11 protein-coding genes are annotated in these 14724 nt (G+C 66.3%); 7 read left to right on the forward strand and 4 right to left on the reverse strand.

The window, feature by feature from the left end; all coding sequences use genetic code 11:
- The 5 genes from JOD47_RS04180 to purM are packed head-to-tail and all read left to right on the forward strand — an operon-like array spanning nt 1 to nt 4863.
- Nucleotides 1-390 (forward strand): sterol carrier family protein, encoded by a 390-nt coding sequence (locus tag JOD47_RS04180; protein WP_204532203.1) that lies wholly within the window; start codon nt 1-3, stop codon nt 388-390.
- Nucleotides 387-1835, forward strand: coding sequence for a DUF2079 domain-containing protein (locus tag JOD47_RS04185; RefSeq protein ID WP_204532205.1), 1449 nt, complete (start codon nt 387-389; stop codon nt 1833-1835). The genes JOD47_RS04180 and JOD47_RS04185 overlap by 4 nt, the downstream gene beginning before the upstream one ends.
- A gap of 18 nt (nt 1836-1853) precedes the next feature.
- Nucleotides 1854-2141: a hypothetical protein gene (locus JOD47_RS04190; RefSeq protein WP_204532207.1), complete on the forward strand. Its 288-nt coding sequence runs from the start codon at nt 1854-1856 to the stop codon at nt 2139-2141.
- Nucleotides 2142-2182: 41 nt separating this feature from the next.
- Nucleotides 2183-3742, forward strand: a complete 1560-nt coding sequence (gene purF / locus JOD47_RS04195) for an amidophosphoribosyltransferase (protein WP_204532209.1) — start codon at nt 2183-2185, stop codon at nt 3740-3742.
- On the forward strand, nt 3739-4863 hold the full coding sequence (purM, locus tag JOD47_RS04200) for a phosphoribosylformylglycinamidine cyclo-ligase (RefSeq protein WP_204532211.1): 1125 nt from the start codon (nt 3739-3741) through the stop codon (nt 4861-4863). The genes purF and purM overlap by 4 nt, the downstream gene beginning before the upstream one ends.
- 139 nt (nt 4864-5002) lie before the next feature.
- On the opposite strand, the gene JOD47_RS04205 is transcribed toward purM, so the two are convergent.
- Entirely contained in the window at nt 5003-5230 is a 228-nt protein-coding gene (locus tag JOD47_RS04205) for a DUF3073 domain-containing protein (protein ID WP_204532213.1), read from the reverse strand.
- 225 nt (nt 5231-5455) lie between these two features.
- Here JOD47_RS04205 and JOD47_RS04210 point away from each other — a divergent pair, with 225 nt between their 5' ends.
- Complete coding sequence (locus JOD47_RS04210) at nt 5456-6949, forward strand: septum formation family protein (RefSeq protein ID WP_204532215.1); 1494 nt, start codon at nt 5456-5458, stop codon at nt 6947-6949.
- Between the two features lie 76 nt (nt 6950-7025).
- On the opposite strand, the gene clpB is transcribed toward JOD47_RS04210, so the two are convergent.
- On the reverse strand, nt 7026-9623 hold the full coding sequence (gene clpB, locus JOD47_RS04215) for an ATP-dependent chaperone ClpB (protein ID WP_204532217.1): 2598 nt from the start codon (nt 9621-9623) through the stop codon (nt 7026-7028).
- A gap of 118 nt (nt 9624-9741) precedes the next feature.
- Complete coding sequence (locus tag JOD47_RS04220) at nt 9742-10740, reverse strand: aldo/keto reductase (protein ID WP_204532218.1); 999 nt, start codon at nt 10738-10740, stop codon at nt 9742-9744.
- A gap of 99 nt (nt 10741-10839) precedes the next feature.
- On the opposite strand from JOD47_RS04220, the gene JOD47_RS04225 reads away from it, so the two are divergent.
- On the forward strand, nt 10840-12819 hold the full coding sequence (locus JOD47_RS04225) for a penicillin-binding transpeptidase domain-containing protein (RefSeq protein WP_204532219.1): 1980 nt from the start codon (nt 10840-10842) through the stop codon (nt 12817-12819).
- A 100-nt stretch (nt 12820-12919) separates the two neighbouring features.
- Here the strand turns inward: JOD47_RS04225 and JOD47_RS04230 are convergent, their stop codons facing one another.
- Nucleotides 12920-14581, reverse strand: coding sequence for a DEAD/DEAH box helicase (locus tag JOD47_RS04230; RefSeq protein WP_204532220.1), 1662 nt, complete (start codon nt 14579-14581; stop codon nt 12920-12922).
- Nucleotides 14582-14724 lie beyond the last annotated feature (143 nt).

Consider the following 14724-nt stretch of genomic DNA (forward strand, 5'->3'; position numbering starts at 1 on the left):
ATGGCACGACGGCGCATTCCCACCGCGGACGGCAACGCTGCGGTCCGCGCTGTGGCTGCCGGCAGTTCCGACCGTACAGAACGTACGACGGCGGTTCGCTTTTCCCTGGAGGAGCTCGCCTTCCGCGCACCAGGCAACAGCGTGGAGGTGCGCGTTCCGCCGCTGGGCGTCACCCAGTGCGTCGAGGGTCCCCGCCACACCCGGGGAACTCCGCCGAACGTCATCGAGACCGATGCCGACACGTGGCTCGCCCTCGTTCTGGGGACCCTGGGTTGGGACGCGGCCGTCACCTCCGGCGTGGTGGCGGCATCCGGCCGGCGGGCGGACCTCTCGGCGCTCCTGCCGCTCTTCCCGCAGGCATCGCCCACCCCGGTGACGGGCTCGGCATGATCCTCGAGCGCGAACACGCTTCCCGCCCCAACCTCCTGGTCCGGGGCCTGAACGGCGCCCTGGCTGCCCTTCGCCGGCAGCCGGTGGAAGCCTGGGTTGTTGCCGGCGTTGTCACCGCGCTCTACACGATCTTCTCCGTCGCCCAATGGAACCGGTTCGACACCCCGTCCTGGGACCTCGGCATCTTCACCCAACTCGCCAAAGCGTATGCGGGGTTCGATGCGCCGATCGTTCCCATCAAGGGCGACGGGTTCAACCTCCTCGGCGACCACTTCCACCCGCTGCTCATCATCCTCGGGCCCGCCTACGCGCTCTTCCCGTCCGGGATGACCCTGCTGATCCTGCAGAACCTGCTGGTGGGCTGGTCGGTGCTGATCCTCACCCGCCTGGCGGTGCGGCACGTTGGACGCGTCCCGGGGCTCTTTCTCGGGACCGCCTACGGCCTGTCCTGGGGCATCCAGGCCGCCGTCGCCGTCCAGTTCCACGAAGTGGCGCTGGCGCTGCCCCTGCTGGCGCTGGCATTGGAGGCGTACATCGGGGGCCGGCTGCGCACCGCCGTCGTCGCCGGCGCACTGCTGGTGTTCGTGAAGGAGGACATGGGCCTGACGGTCTTCGCGTTCGGGCTGGCCCTGGCATGGCGGTTCCGCAGCCGCTACCGGGCGGGCCTGGGGCTGGCGGTCTGGGGGCTCGCCTGGGTGGTCCTGTCGGTGGGCGTCATCCTGCCGGCACTGAACACCGGCGGCACGTACGACTACTCTGACCGCATCGACGTGGCCGCGCTCCTGGCCAACCCCGTGGACACGGTGATCACCATGGTGACCGTCGCGGAGAAGTACCAGACGCTGTGGCTGCTGCTTCTTGCCGGCGGGTTCCTGTTCCTCCGCTCGCCGCTGGCTGCAGTGTTGCTTCCCACCCTGTTGTGGCGCTTCGCTGCGGGGAACGAGTCCTACTGGGGCCCGGACTGGCACTACAACGCCGTCCTCATGCCCATCCTGTTCGCCGCGCTCATTGATTCGATTCTTCGTGCCCGCACGAGCAGGCGCGGCTGGCTGCGCTCCTATAGCGCCGCCGTCGTGCCGGTAGTCACCGTGGTGGCGCTCATGCTCCTACCCGGGCAGCCGCTGGCTGCGCTCGCGAAGCCGGAGACCTTCCAGCAGTCGCCGCGCTGGGACGCGGCGCACCGGATGATGGAGCACATTCCGGCCGGCGCGACGGTGGAGTCCGGGGTGGTGCTGATGCCTTACCTGGTGCCGGAGACCGAGGTGTACTGGATCGGCAATGAGAACCCGGCGCCGGAATACCTCGTGGTCGACGCCGAGGACTGGAGTTGGGGGCCCACCCGCCCGACCAGCGCAGAACAGCATGCCGAGGAGACCTATCCGGGCGAAAATTACACACTGGTCTTCGACGAGGCCGGGTACCAACTGGTCAAGCGCGGGACCTGATCCCGGTAGCCTTGAACCATGAGTTCGCAGCAGCCTCCAGAGCGCCGGCAGGTCACCATCCGACGGGCGCCGAAATTCGGTCCGTTCATGGGGCTCGGTGCGTTGATCGGCTTTCTTGCCGCGCTGATCGTGGCCTATACCGGGCCCGCTGATCCCACGCTGACCCGCGAATCCGTGCTCGGCTTCTTCACGGTGGTTTTCGCGATCCCCGGGCTGCTGATCGGTGCTCTCCTGACGCTGCTGCTCGACCGGATCAGCGTACGCCGGATGAAGCAGGCGACGGCGGAGCGCACCGAGGACGAATAGCCCGGAAATCCAGCCTCATTACGCCGTGAGAGAATGGAGCAATGGTGCGCGGTGACGGACAGCTTTCCCACGATCTACTCCCCGGCGAAAAAGGCCCCCAGGATGCCTGCGGCGTCTTCGGCGTCTGGGCCCCTGGCGAGGAAGTTGCCAAACTTACCTATTACGGGTTGTACGCCCTGCAGCACCGCGGCCAGGAGTCTGCGGGCATAGCAACCAGCGACGGCACCCGGATCAGCGTCTATAAAGACATGGGTCTGGTGTCCCAGGTCTTCGACGAGGCCACGCTGAACACCCTCACCGGCCACATCGCTGTTGGCCACTGCCGCTACTCCACCACCGGGTCCTCCAATTGGGCCAACGCGCAGCCCACCCTCGGCGCCACCGCCGTAGGCACCGTGGCACTCGCCCACAACGGCAACCTCACCAACTCGGCCGATCTGTACCAGACGGTCCTCAAGCGCCACGGGAAGCCCCGCTCCGGCGAGATGGCGCAGGGCAACACTTCCGACACCGCACTGGTCACCACTCTGCTGGCCGGCGACGACGGCCGCTCCCTCGAAGACACCGCTATGGACCTCCTGCCCACCATCGAGGGCGCGTTCTGCTTCGTGTTCATGGATGAGGGCACGCTCTACGCCGCCCGCGATCCCCACGGCGTCCGCCCGCTGGTGCTCGGCCGGCTGGAGCGCGGCTGGGTGGTTGCATCCGAGCAAGCTGCGCTCGCCACCGTGGGCGCCAGCATCATCCGTGAGATTGAACCCGGCGAGTTCATCGCCATCGATGAGGGCGGCGTCCGCTCCCGCCGCTTCGCACCGACGACGCCGGCCGGTTGTGTTTTCGAGTACGTCTACCTTGCCCGTCCCGACGCCTCGATCGCCGGCCGCTCGGTCTATGATTCGCGCGTCGAAATGGGCCGGCAGTTGGCCCGGGAGAACTCTGCGGAGGCCGACGTCGTCATCCCCGTGCCGGAATCCGGTACACCGGCCGCCGTTGGTTTTGCGGAAGAGTCCGGGATTCCCTTTGCGCACGGATTCGTGAAGAACGCCTATGTGGGGCGTACGTTCATCCAGCCCAGCCAGACGCTCCGGCAACTGGGCATCCGGCTGAAGCTCAACGCGCTGGAGTCCGTCATCAAGGGGAAACGGATCATTGTCGTAGACGACTCCATCGTCCGCGGAAACACGCAGCGGGCCGTGGTGCGCATGCTGCGCGAGGCCGGGGCCGCCGAGGTCCACATCAAGATTTCCTCCCCGCCCGTACGCTGGCCCTGCTTCTACGGCATCGACTTTGCCTCCCGCGCCGAGCTGATCGCCAACGGGGCGGCAGTGGATGAAATCGGCAAATCGATCGGCGCAGACAGCCTGTCCTACATTTCCGAGGACGGCATGATCGAAGCCACGAAGCAGCCGCGGGAGCGGCTCTGCACGGCGTGCTTCACCGGGGATTACCCCATCAGGCTGCCAGAGGAAGAACGCCGCGGAAAGAATCTCCTCGAGCGGGCCGACCCTGCCGAGAAGCCCGGCGCCACCGGCTGTGACCCTGGGCCGGGAAGCGAACTTGAGACCCTCCTGACCGAAGCTGACAAGAAAGAGCGGGTATGAGCTCAACTGACCCCATCACCTATGCAAGCGCCGGAGTGGACGTCGAAGCCGGCGACCGGGCGGTGGAGCTGATGAAGGACGCCATCAAGGCCACCCACACGGCCAATGTTGTAGGCGGCGTCGGGGGGTTCGCCGGTCTCTATGACGTCTCGAAACTGCTGACGTACCGTAGGCCGCTGCTCGCCACCTCGACCGACGGCGTGGGAACCAAGGTTGCTATTGCGCAGGCCATGGACATCCACGACACCATCGGATTCGACCTCGTGGGCATGGTCGTGGACGACATCGTGGTGGTCGGTGCGGAGCCGCTCTATATGACCGACTACATCGCCTGCGGCAAGGTGGTCCCTGACCGTATCGCAGCTATCGTGCGTGGAATTGCCTCCGCTTGTTCCGTTGCCGGAACGGCGCTCGTGGGCGGCGAGACCGCCGAGCATCCCGGCCTCCTGGGTGAACACGAGTACGATGTCGCGGGCGCCGCGACCGGCGTGGTGGAAGCGGATGCGCTGCTCGGCCCGGACCGGGTGCGCGAGGGGGACGTCATCATCGGCATGGCTTCTTCGGGACTGCACTCCAACGGGTACTCACTGGTCCGCAGGGTCATCAACCAGGCCGGCTGGGCCCTGGACCGGCAGGTTTCGGAGCTGGGGCGCACGCTGGGTGAGGAACTCCTTGAGCCCACTCGCGTGTACGCGGCCGACTGCCTCGACCTCGCCCGGCATTTCCCCCTCGATTCCGACGAAGCCGTCCACGGCTTCAGCCACGTCACCGGCGGCGGTCTTGCCGCGAACCTCGCGCGCGTTCTGCCCCGCGGACTTGAGGCGACCGTGGACCGCTCCACCTGGTCGCTGCCACCTGTCTTCAGCCTGGTTTCCGAACTGGGCAGCGTGCCGTTGCCGGACCTGGAGCGCACGCTGAACCTCGGCGTCGGGATGGTCGCAGTGGTTTCTGCGGCAGGAGCTGACAGCGCGGTGAAGCGGTTGAACGATCGCGGCGTCCCCGCGTGGGTCATGGGCCAGGTGGCAAGTGCCTCCGGCGCGAGCACCGACGGGCCGGACTACGTGCAGGGCGCAAAAGGTGTTGATGGCGGCTCAGTGCGGCTGGTTGGTTCCTACGCCTGATCTTTCGGCATTCTGCTGCCCGGGACCTGCCCCGGGCGGCAGAATCCCCGGGCACAACAAGAACCAGCGGCCTGGAAGAACGTGTCCTGGCCGCTGGTTCTCAACGTATTATGCGAGCGCTTAGCTCAGAAGAGGGAACTCACCCGATGCGGCGAGTGCCGCCGTCGTTCTCTTCATCATCAAACTGGTCCGCGTATTTATCCTCATACGCCGAATAATCCGGCTCAACCGGATCATCATGGCGGGAGGCACGACTCTCGGTTGCCTTGAGCTCGCGCTGCAGCGCCGAGTAGTCCGTGGACGGGCTGAAATACTTCATGTCCCGTGCCTGCTTGGTGGCTTTCGCCTTCTGACGGCCGCGCCCCATGGCGTGACCCCCTTTTTTTGCGTCGATCCGGAGGTGGTCGCTATGGCCAACAAAATTACGGCGTAGCGAGGCCCCGGAGTATCCGGTTAATGTGTCGTACATATAGGTTACATGGTTTCTCCGGCCCGACGTGCGGACGCACCCGCCAGGATGAGCCGCGAGATGCAACGAAGGTCTGCCTCGATGCGGGGAAAGCCCATTCTTAGCTAGAGTCGTGGGGTAGTCATGACCGTAGCCAGCCCGCCGTTCGGCAGGCGCATGAGGGGGCAGTTCACTATGAGCGATCAGCCGGACAAGCCGGAGGACGGCAATTCGGCAGCGGCGGACGCTTCCGTGCCCGAGCCGGAACTCGTCAAGGCCGACGACGTTCACCTCGCAGATCCGGATGTTTCCGCCGATGCAGTGGAACCTACCCTCAACACCTCAGCGGAGGATGTCCGCCTCAATGAACCGTCGCTCGGAGCGGCGGAAATCAGCGAGGACGCAGCCACGGCCGCCTCGTTGGATGACGCGGCGGCAGAGGCCGCACTGGTAGCCAAGGAAGCCGAGGATGTCGGCACGCTGGTTGCCGGCCCCCGTCCGGCCGAAGACCCGACTGGGGCCGCCATGCCGTCGGGCACCGCTCCTGCCGGAGGCGCAGCGGGAGATTCAACCGCGGGTGCCGAAGGGGATGCAGCCGGGCTAACGAGTTTCGAGGCATCAGGCACAGAGCCCACCTGGATAGGCCAGGGCAAGGACGAGGCCCGTTGGGACGCGCTGTTCGACGCAGGACAGACCGATGCGTCCGCCGGCCCGGGTGGCACGGCCGCGCACGGTAGTGCAGCTACCGCGGGCGTCCCGGACCCAACCGGGGCGGATCAGGGAGCCAACCTTCCGGCTGGCATCCCCGCCCCGCCTGCAGCTGCCCCGGGAGACACGCAGCACGCGCACGGCGCCCACCACCCAGGCGATCAGCACTCAGATCATCGGGAGAAAGGCTCCGCCGAGACTGAAGCCCCGGAAGCCTCCAGCTCATCCGCAGACTCCGCCGAGACTGAAGCACCGGAAGCACCCTGGGCCCAGCCCTTCGCCGCCGGACACCCGCAGGCTCCTGCCAATCCTGTTCCGCCCGTCGGTGGACCGTATGGTCTTCCGCCGGCCGGAGCGAACGACGCCGCCCCGACGCGCATCCGGGCCCGTTCCGCAGGCAGGTCCCGGGGTGGGAACCGGAAGAAACTGATTCTTCTGGGTGTGGCGGGGCTGGTGGTGCTGATTCTGCTGATTGTCGCGATCACCAGCATTGTCAACGCCCTGCGTCCGGACAATTCCGACACCGGGTCCTCTCCCAGCACCACAGCCGGCGCCGACGGAATCATCGCGGAGAGCATCTCGCCCCTCGAGCTTGGCGCCGGCGACTGCATCCTCGGCTTCGATTCGCTTGACGTCAGCGCGGACGTCACCACCGTTACGTGCACCACGCCGCACAATGCCCAGTTGCTGGCCACCACCGGCTTCCCGGAGGACGCAGAATTCCCCGGGGAAGCTGCGCTGAACGCCAGCGGCGACGACCTGTGCAACTCGGTGGCAGTTAATGAGAATGCCGCCGCAGAGTACGCGGGTCTCACGCTGACCCAGGTCACGCCGACCTCGGGCACCTGGGCTGACGGCGACCGGCGCGTCGACTGCTTCGTGGTCTCGGATGAAGGCAACGTCATCATGGACACACTCCTGGCTGAGTGACTCAAGCGAGGCCTGAGTGACTCGAGCGAGGAACGCATCCCCCGCTCCGACCACGCCGACCGGAGAGCTGACCGCGCTAGCCCGTGACGCTGCCGACCGTCAGCCCTGCTGCCCCGTCCGCTGCACGGTCCACCCGGACCTTGTCGCCGTCGCTGATTTCTCCGGACAGGAGCCCGCGGGCGAGGCGGTCGCCGATCTCGCGTTGCACCAGGCGGCGAAGTGGACGGGCACCGTATGCGGGATCGAACCCGGTGAGTGCCAGCCACTCCCGCGCTGCGTCCGTGACGTCGAGCGTGAGCCGGCGGTCCTGAAGCCGGGCAGCGAGCGCAGAGACCTGCAGATCCACAATCTGCGAGAGCTCCTCGAGGCTGAGGGCGTCAAACAGAATAATGTCGTCGAGCCGGTTCAGGAACTCCGGCTTGAAGCTCGAGTTCACCACCGACATGACGGCATCCCTGCGCGCTGCCTCCTCGACGGTCGGGTCCACCAGGTACTGCGAGCCAAGGTTTGATGTCATCACCAGGATCACGTTGCGGAAGTCCACCGTGCGGCCTTGGCCGTCGGTGAGCCGGCCGTCGTCGAGCACCTGCAGGAGGATGTCGAACGCCTCGGGATGGGCCTTCTCCACTTCGTCGAGCAGCACGACGCTGTAGGGCCTGCGCCGGACTGCTTCCGTGAGCTGTCCACCCTCCTCGTAACCGACGTAGCCCGGAGGGGCACCGACCAGCCGCGCGACCGCGTGCTTCTCCGAGTATTCCGACATGTCGATGCGGATCATGGCGCGCTCGTCGTCGAACAGGAAGTCCGCCAGCGCCTTGGCGAGTTCGGTCTTGCCGACCCCTGTGGGCCCAAGGAACAGGAAGGATCCGGTGGGGCGGTCCGGGTCCGAGATGCCGGCGCGGGCACGCCGCACAGCATCGGAAACCGACGCGACGGCCTTCTTCTGGCCGATCAGGCGCTCGCCGAGGTTCTCCTCCATATGCAGCAGCTTGTGGCTTTCACCCTGCAGCATGCGTCCGGCCGGAATGCCGGTCCAGGCGGAGATGACCTCAGCGATGTCCGACGCCGTGACCTCCTCCGCAACCATCAATTCCGGCGAATCAGCCGACCGTTCCTCCTCGGCCTGCGCCGCATCAAGTTCCCGCTGCACCTGCGGTATCTCGCCGTAGAGAATGCGGGAAGCAGTCTCGAAATCACCCTCACGCTGGGTGCGTTCCTGCTGCGAGCGCAGCTCATCCAGCTTCGCCTTGAGATCGCCGATGCGGTTCAGCCCGGCCTTTTCCGCCTCCCAGCGGGCGTTCAGCGCACCGAGTTGCTCCTTGCGGTCCGCCATGTCCGCCCGGAGAGCCTCGAGACGTTCGACTGACGCTTCATCCGACTCCCCTTCGAGTGCCAGTTCCTCCATTGTCAGGCGGTCGACGGCGCGGCGCAGCTGGTCTATCTCCTCCGGTGCGGAGTCGATCTCCATCCGCAGCCGGGACGCCGCTTCATCCACCAGGTCGATGGCCTTGTCCGGAAGCTGGCGGCCGCTGATGTACCGGTTGGACAGTGTTGCGGCCGCTACCAGCGCGGAGTCGGCAATGGACACCTTGTGGTGGGCTTCATAGCGTTCCTTGAGTCCGCGGAGGATGCCCACGGTGTCCTGAACGCTCGGTTCACCGACGTAGACCTGCTGGAACCGGCGTTCGAGCGCTGCGTCCTTCTCGATGTTCTCGCGGTACTCATTCAACGTGGTGGCACCGATCAGGCGCAGCTCACCGCGGGCGAGCATGGGCTTGAGCATGTTGCCGGCATCCATGGATCCTTCCGATGCGCCGGCACCGACGACGGTGTGCAGCTCATCGATGAAGGTGACCACCTGGCCGTTCGAGGCTTTGATCTCTTCGAGGACCGCCTTGAGCCGTTCCTCGAACTCGCCGCGGTACTTTGCGCCGGCGATCATCGAACCGAGGTCGAGGCTGATGAGCGTCTTGCCCCGCAGCGACTCGGGCACGTCCCCTGCGACCATGCGCTGCGCCAGGCCCTCGACAACGGCGGTTTTGCCGACTCCCGGTTCACCGATCAGCACGGGGTTGTTCTTGGTACGGCGTGAGAGCACCTGCACCACGCGGCGGATTTCGGTATCACGGCCAATGACCGGGTCCAGCTTGCCCGAGCGCGCTACCTCCGTCAGATCCACGCCGAACTTTTCAAGGGCCTGAAAGGTGTTCTCCGGATCGGGGCTGGTGACGCGCCGGTCCCCACGCACCCCGGGGAGCGCCGCGATCAGCGCGTCACGGGAAGCGCCTTCCTCGCGCAGAACCCTGCCCGCTGCCCCGGAATCAGCGGCAATTCCGAGGAGGAGGTGTTCGGTGGAGACAAAGGAGTCTCCCAACGATTCTGCCTCCTGCTGCGCAGCGGTGATGACCCGCAGCATGGGCTGGGAGAACTGTGCCTGCGCAACGGATGAACCCGACGACGACGGCATCGCCTTGATCGCGGCACTCGCCTTGACGCTGACGCTGTCCGCACCCACGCCGGCAGCGGTGAGGAGCGCGACGGCGACGCCGTCCCGCTGGTCCATCAGCGCCTTGAGCACATGCGCGGGCTCCACCTGAGGATTCCCCGCGGTGGAGGCATTCATAGCGGAAGCAGACAGTGCTTCCTGGCTCTTGGTGGTGAACTTGGTGTCCATGCTGACCCTCCTGCATTAGCGCAAACTACTAAGTTGAGTGTACTGCGCTCAAGTTTTTGTTGCAGTGCTGCGGGAGCGTTTTCACTTCAGGCGAACTGCTGCCGATGCTCGATCGCCCTCAGGCTTCCCTGCCCTTCGACACCCAAGCGGGATTGGCGCTGCGCTCGCCCACCACGAGGTCGGCAGCCGCGTCCAGCACATCCAGATCTGCGTCGGTGAGCGTCACCGAAAGCGCGCCGGCGTTCTCGTCGATGCGCTCCGGTTTGCGGGTGCCGGGAATCGGAACCACCGGGAGCCCAAACTTCGAGCCCTGCGCAGCGAGCCAAGCAAGCGCGACCTGCGCGGGTGTGGCTCCGGCGTTGACGGCCACTGATTGGACCGCTTCGACCACGGCGGCATTGGCGTCCATCGCGTCCGCGCTGAACCTCGGCACACGATGCCGGAAGTCGCCTTCGGCGAGAGACTGTGCCTGGACCGTTCCGGTAAGGAAGCCCCTGCCGAGCGGCGAGTACGGCACGAATCCGACTCCGAGCCTTGCAGCTGTGGGTACCACCTGGCGTTCTACGTCCCTGCTCCAGATGGACCATTCGCTCTGGACAGCTGCAATCGGGTGCACGGCATGGGCGGCTGCCAGCTCATCCGCCGTCACCTCGGACAGTCCCAGGTGGCGCACCTTTCCCGCTGCGACCAGGTCCGCCATGGCGTTGACTGTCTCTTCGATCGGCACGGAGGTGTCACGCCGGTGCATGTAGTACAGGTCGATGACGTCCGTTCCCAGCCGCCGCAGGCTGGCTTCCGCTGCACTTCGCACATAGGCGGCATCGCCGCGGACGCCCGTGTACCCTGCGGCCGGGCTGCCCTCGATGCCGAACTTGGTGGCGACTTCCACCTCGTCCCGCCGCACGGCAAGCAGCCGGCCAACGAGCTCTTCGTTGCTGCCCGCTCCGTAGACGTCAGCAGTGTCGATGAACGTCACGCCTGCATCGACCGCGTGGTGAAGGGTCTTCAGGGCCTGTTCCTGATCGAGACCGCCGTAGACCTCGGTCAGCGCCATGCCGCCGAAACCCTGGGCGCTCACGATGAGGCCGGCTGCCAGTTCAATTCGGGGAAGGGTCATGCCTCTGATGGTATTCCGCCGGCTGCTATCCGGACAGACGTGCGCGGCGTCTGTGGGTAAGCGGACGGCCAGGGAAGCGCGTGGGCAATAATGGAGGCCATGGGGAAAACCAATATCATGTCTGTCCTGACCGTTGCCGCATTGGCGCTGACTCTGACCTCTTGCTCTCAGGATGGTCCTACCGCTGAAGATGCGGCCACACGTCTCGCCGAGGGACTGACCACCGGGGACCTGAGCGGCGTTGCTTTTGCTGCCGTTTCCGCAGAGGACGCCGCCGCGCAGCTCGAAGAGGTTACCGCCGGTCTCGACCCGGCCTCACCGACGGTGTCCGTTGCCGGCGTGGAATCGACGGGGGAAGACACAGCGACGGCCCAGCTCAATCACGTCTGGGATCTCGATGACAGTGACATGGATTGGACCTACACCACCACCGCGGAGCTGACCCTGGTCGACGACGAATGGCAGGTCGGCTGGGACCCTTCCCTCGCTGTTGACGGCCTCAGCGCGGAGGCCTCGCTCGCGGTCTCCCGCACTCCGGCCGAACGCGCGGAAGTCCTCGGTGCAGAGAGCGAAGTCCTGGTCACCGAGCGTCCGGTCATCCGGGTGGGCATCGACAAGACGCGTATTGAGGCCTCCGGGCTTGAATCATCCTCCGCCGCGCTGGCCGAACTCGTGGGCCTTGACCCTGCGGCCTACACAGAGCAGGTCCTGGGCGCCGGCGAGCAGGCCTTCGTCGAAGCGATCGTCCTGCGTGACAACGAGGACCGCCCTGTCTCTGACGAAGAAATTGATGCCATCGCCGGAGCCTCCGGCATCCCGGACACCATGTCACTGGCCCCTACCCGCACCTTTGCCCGTGAGCTGCTGGGATCGGTTGGCCCGGTGACCGCTGAGCTGGTGGCGCAGTCCGAAGGTCGCCTTGAACCCGGTGACGTTGCCGGGCTGTCAGGTCTCCAACTGCAGTATGACGAGCAGCTCGGCGGGACCCCCGGAATGGTCATCGAAGCCGTGACAGGGGAGGGTGAAACACGCACCAGCGAAGTGCTCTTCGAGAAGGCGCCGGTTCCCGGCGAGCCGCTCGAACTCACCCTTGATCCCGCACTGCAGACGCTGGCGGAGAACGTGCTCGCCGAAGAACCCTCGGCGTCCTCGATCGTGGCCATCCGACCATCAACCGGTGAGATCCTGACCGTCGCGAACGGCCCCGGCAGCGAGGGTCTGCAGACCGCACTGCTTGGCCAGTATCCGCCCGGATCCACCTTCAAGGTGGCTACGTCGCTCGCCCTGCTCAAGAACGGCTTCACGCCGGAGACCACCACCAGCTGCCCCGAGGAGCTGGTGGTCGAAGGGCGTGCGTTCAACAACGTACCGGGGTATCCCGCGCAGTTCACCGGGGAGATACCGCTCCTGCAAGCCGTTGCGCAGTCCTGCAACACCGGCTTCATCTCCCAGCGCGAGGTCATCTCCCAGGAAGCGCTGGCCTCGGCCGCTGCGGATCTGGGCATTGGAATCGACGTTTCCATCGGTACTCCCGGGTTCTTCGGTTCGGTACCGACGGAGGCGGACGGCACTGCTCATGCAGCATCGATGATCGGGCAGGGCGAGGTCCTGGTCTCTCCGCTGTCCCTGGCCATCATGGCTGCATCGGTTGGCGCTGGGGAACGGGTGGCGCCCACGCTCCTGGCCGGGAACACAGCGCCGGAGGAGGCGCCGTCGTCATCGGCTTCCGCTGAGCCCTCAACTGAACAGACAGCAGAAGCTGAGGATACAGAAACCGGGACACAGGAAGCGCCGGCCCCAAGCAACCTGACTGCTGATCAGGCGGCAGATCTTCGGGAGATGATGGGCGCCGTCGTTACCGTGGGAGGTGCGCAGCTGCTCGCGGACATCCCGGGCGAACCCGTCCTCGCCAAAACCGGTACCGCCGAGTTCGGCACGGAGGATCCGCCCCGCACGCACGCCTGGGTAGTGGCCCTGCAGGGTGATCTCGCGGTCGCCGTCTTTGTGGAGGAGGGTGAACGCGGTTCCATCTCCGGTGGCCCCCTGATGGAGGACTTCCTCCGCGGGGCCGGTCAGTAGACCCGGACTGCTAGCGCAACTGCTGCGGGAACCGGGAGCAGAAACGACTCTGCCCACCAGCTGTTCAGCTCGGTGGGCAGAGTCGTTTCAAGCGTGTTGCTTAGCGGCCGCGGCGCTCGTTCGACGCCGGGGCGCCTGCCCTGCGTGGGCCGGACCCGCGGGTGCCGGCGGGACGGCCCGACGACGACGGTGCCGAGGGACGCTGTCCGGAGCTGCGCTGACCCGAGCCGGGCTGGCCCTTGCCCTGCGCGCCGCGTGTGCTTGAGGTGCTGTAAGCAGCAACGTCGCCCGAACCTGCCGGGCGGGCGCGGCGCGTGCGGTTTCCGCCGGCTGCTGCACCCTCACCGGTACGACGACGCTCGCCTTCGGTACCGAAACGCGCTGCCTGCGGCTGGTCCTTGCGGCGCTCTGCACGGTTGCCCTGCGGGTCCGCTGCGACGCGACCGCGTCCACCGCGGCCGCCACGTCCGCCTGCGGCGGGGGCTGCACGCCGGTTTCGCTTGCGCTCGGCGTTCGCTCCGGTCGAGGAGCCTGCGCCGCGCGGGGTCTCGCGCTGGGCAAGAAGCGCCGCCCGGGTGCGTGGGTCGACCTTCTCTGCAACATCGCCGATGAGCTTGCCCACGAGCGGGGAGGTCGCGGAGACGTTCTCGAACCCGACGCTCACACCCGCCGCCTTCATGAGCTTCTGCACCTCACCCTTCTGCTCGGGCAGCGTGATGGTTACGACGGTGCCGTCGGATCCAGCGCGTGCGGTACGGCCGGAGCGGTGCAGGTACGCCTTGTGCTCCGTGGGCGGATCAACGTGGACCACGAGCTCGACGTCATCCACGTGGACGCCGCGGGCTGCGACGTCGGTGGCAACGAGAACCCGGACGTCTCCGGTGGAGAACTCGGCAAGGTTGCGGTCACGCGCATTCTGGGACAGGTTGCCGTGCAGATCGACAGCGGGGATGCCGGCGTCGGTCAGGGTCTTGGCAAGCTTGCGTGCGTGGTGCTTGGTGCGCATGAAGAGCACGCGCTTGCCCTTGCCGGAAGCGAGCTGCACGATGAGCTGCTTCTTCTGGGTCTGGTCGCCGATCAGCAGCACGTGGTGCTCCATCGTGGTGACCGAAGCCTGCGTGGTGTCCACGGAGTGCGTCAACGGGTTGGAGAGGTAGCGCTGCACGACCTTGTCCACGCCGTTGTCCAGCGTGGCCGAGAACAGCATGCGCTGGCCCTCGGTGGGCGTGGTGTCGAGGATCCGCTTGACGACGGGAAGGAAGCCGAGGTCAGCCATGTGGTCGGCCTCGTCGAGCACGGTGATTTCGACCGACTCGAGCGTGACCAGCTTCTGGCGCATTAGGTCTTCGAGCCGGCCGGGGCAGGCAATGACGATGTCGACGCCGGCACGCAGCGCCTTCTCCTGGCGTGCCTGGGACACGCCGCCGTAGATGACGGTGGTGTTCAGGCCCAGCTCGCCGGCAAGGGGCTCAACGGTGGCGTTGATCTGCGTGGCGAGTTCCCGGGTGGGAGCAAGAATAAGCGCCAGCGGGCGTCCGGGCTTGCGGCGGTAAGCTGCCTCGCGTTCGGCCAGGCGTGAGACCATCGGCAGCGCGAACGCCAGGGTCTTACCCGAGCCGGTGCGGCCGCGGCCGAGAACATCCCGACCCGCGAGGGTGTCGGGGAGGGTCTTGACCTGAATGGGGAACGGTTCGGTGATTCCCTGCTCGGTGAGGGAACGGACCAGCGCTGTGGGCACGCCAAGCGCAGCAAAGGTAGTCATGTAAAGTACACGAACTTTCTTCTCATCTTCCCTGCGCACCGGTTGGTGCCCAGAGTCCGCCGAAGGAAAGTCAGACAGTGTCAACCGCTCTCACGATTTTGGGAGATAGCGCGGGACAAAAGAATGCGTTCATCGACGCAGGC

The sequence above is a fragment of the Arthrobacter tumbae genome (assembly GCF_016907495.1).
GTDB classification, from domain to species: domain Bacteria; phylum Actinomycetota; class Actinomycetes; order Actinomycetales; family Micrococcaceae; genus Arthrobacter_D; species Arthrobacter_D tumbae.

Excerpts from the sequence above, each read along its gene's own strand:
- JOD47_RS04180 (WP_204532203.1), top strand. The coding sequence starts at position 1 with ATGGCACGACGGCGCATTCCCACCGCGGACGGCAACGCTGCGGTCCGC.
- JOD47_RS04185 (WP_204532205.1), top strand. The coding sequence starts at position 387 with ATGATCCTCGAGCGCGAACACGCTTCCCGCCCCAACCTCCTGGTCCGG.
- JOD47_RS04190 (WP_204532207.1), top strand. The coding sequence starts at position 1,854 with ATGAGTTCGCAGCAGCCTCCAGAGCGCCGGCAGGTCACCATCCGACGG.
- purF (WP_204532209.1), top strand. The coding sequence starts at position 2,183 with ATGGTGCGCGGTGACGGACAGCTTTCCCACGATCTACTCCCCGGCGAA.
- purM (WP_204532211.1), top strand. The coding sequence starts at position 3,739 with ATGAGCTCAACTGACCCCATCACCTATGCAAGCGCCGGAGTGGACGTC.
- JOD47_RS04205 (WP_204532213.1), bottom strand. The coding sequence starts at position 5,230 with ATGGGGCGCGGCCGTCAGAAGGCGAAAGCCACCAAGCAGGCACGGGAC.
- JOD47_RS04210 (WP_204532215.1), top strand. The coding sequence starts at position 5,456 with ATGACCGTAGCCAGCCCGCCGTTCGGCAGGCGCATGAGGGGGCAGTTC.
- clpB (WP_204532217.1), bottom strand. The coding sequence starts at position 9,623 with ATGGACACCAAGTTCACCACCAAGAGCCAGGAAGCACTGTCTGCTTCC.
- JOD47_RS04220 (WP_204532218.1), bottom strand. The coding sequence starts at position 10,740 with ATGACCCTTCCCCGAATTGAACTGGCAGCCGGCCTCATCGTGAGCGCC.
- JOD47_RS04225 (WP_204532219.1), top strand. The coding sequence starts at position 10,840 with ATGGGGAAAACCAATATCATGTCTGTCCTGACCGTTGCCGCATTGGCG.
- JOD47_RS04230 (WP_204532220.1), bottom strand. The coding sequence starts at position 14,581 with ATGACTACCTTTGCTGCGCTTGGCGTGCCCACAGCGCTGGTCCGTTCC.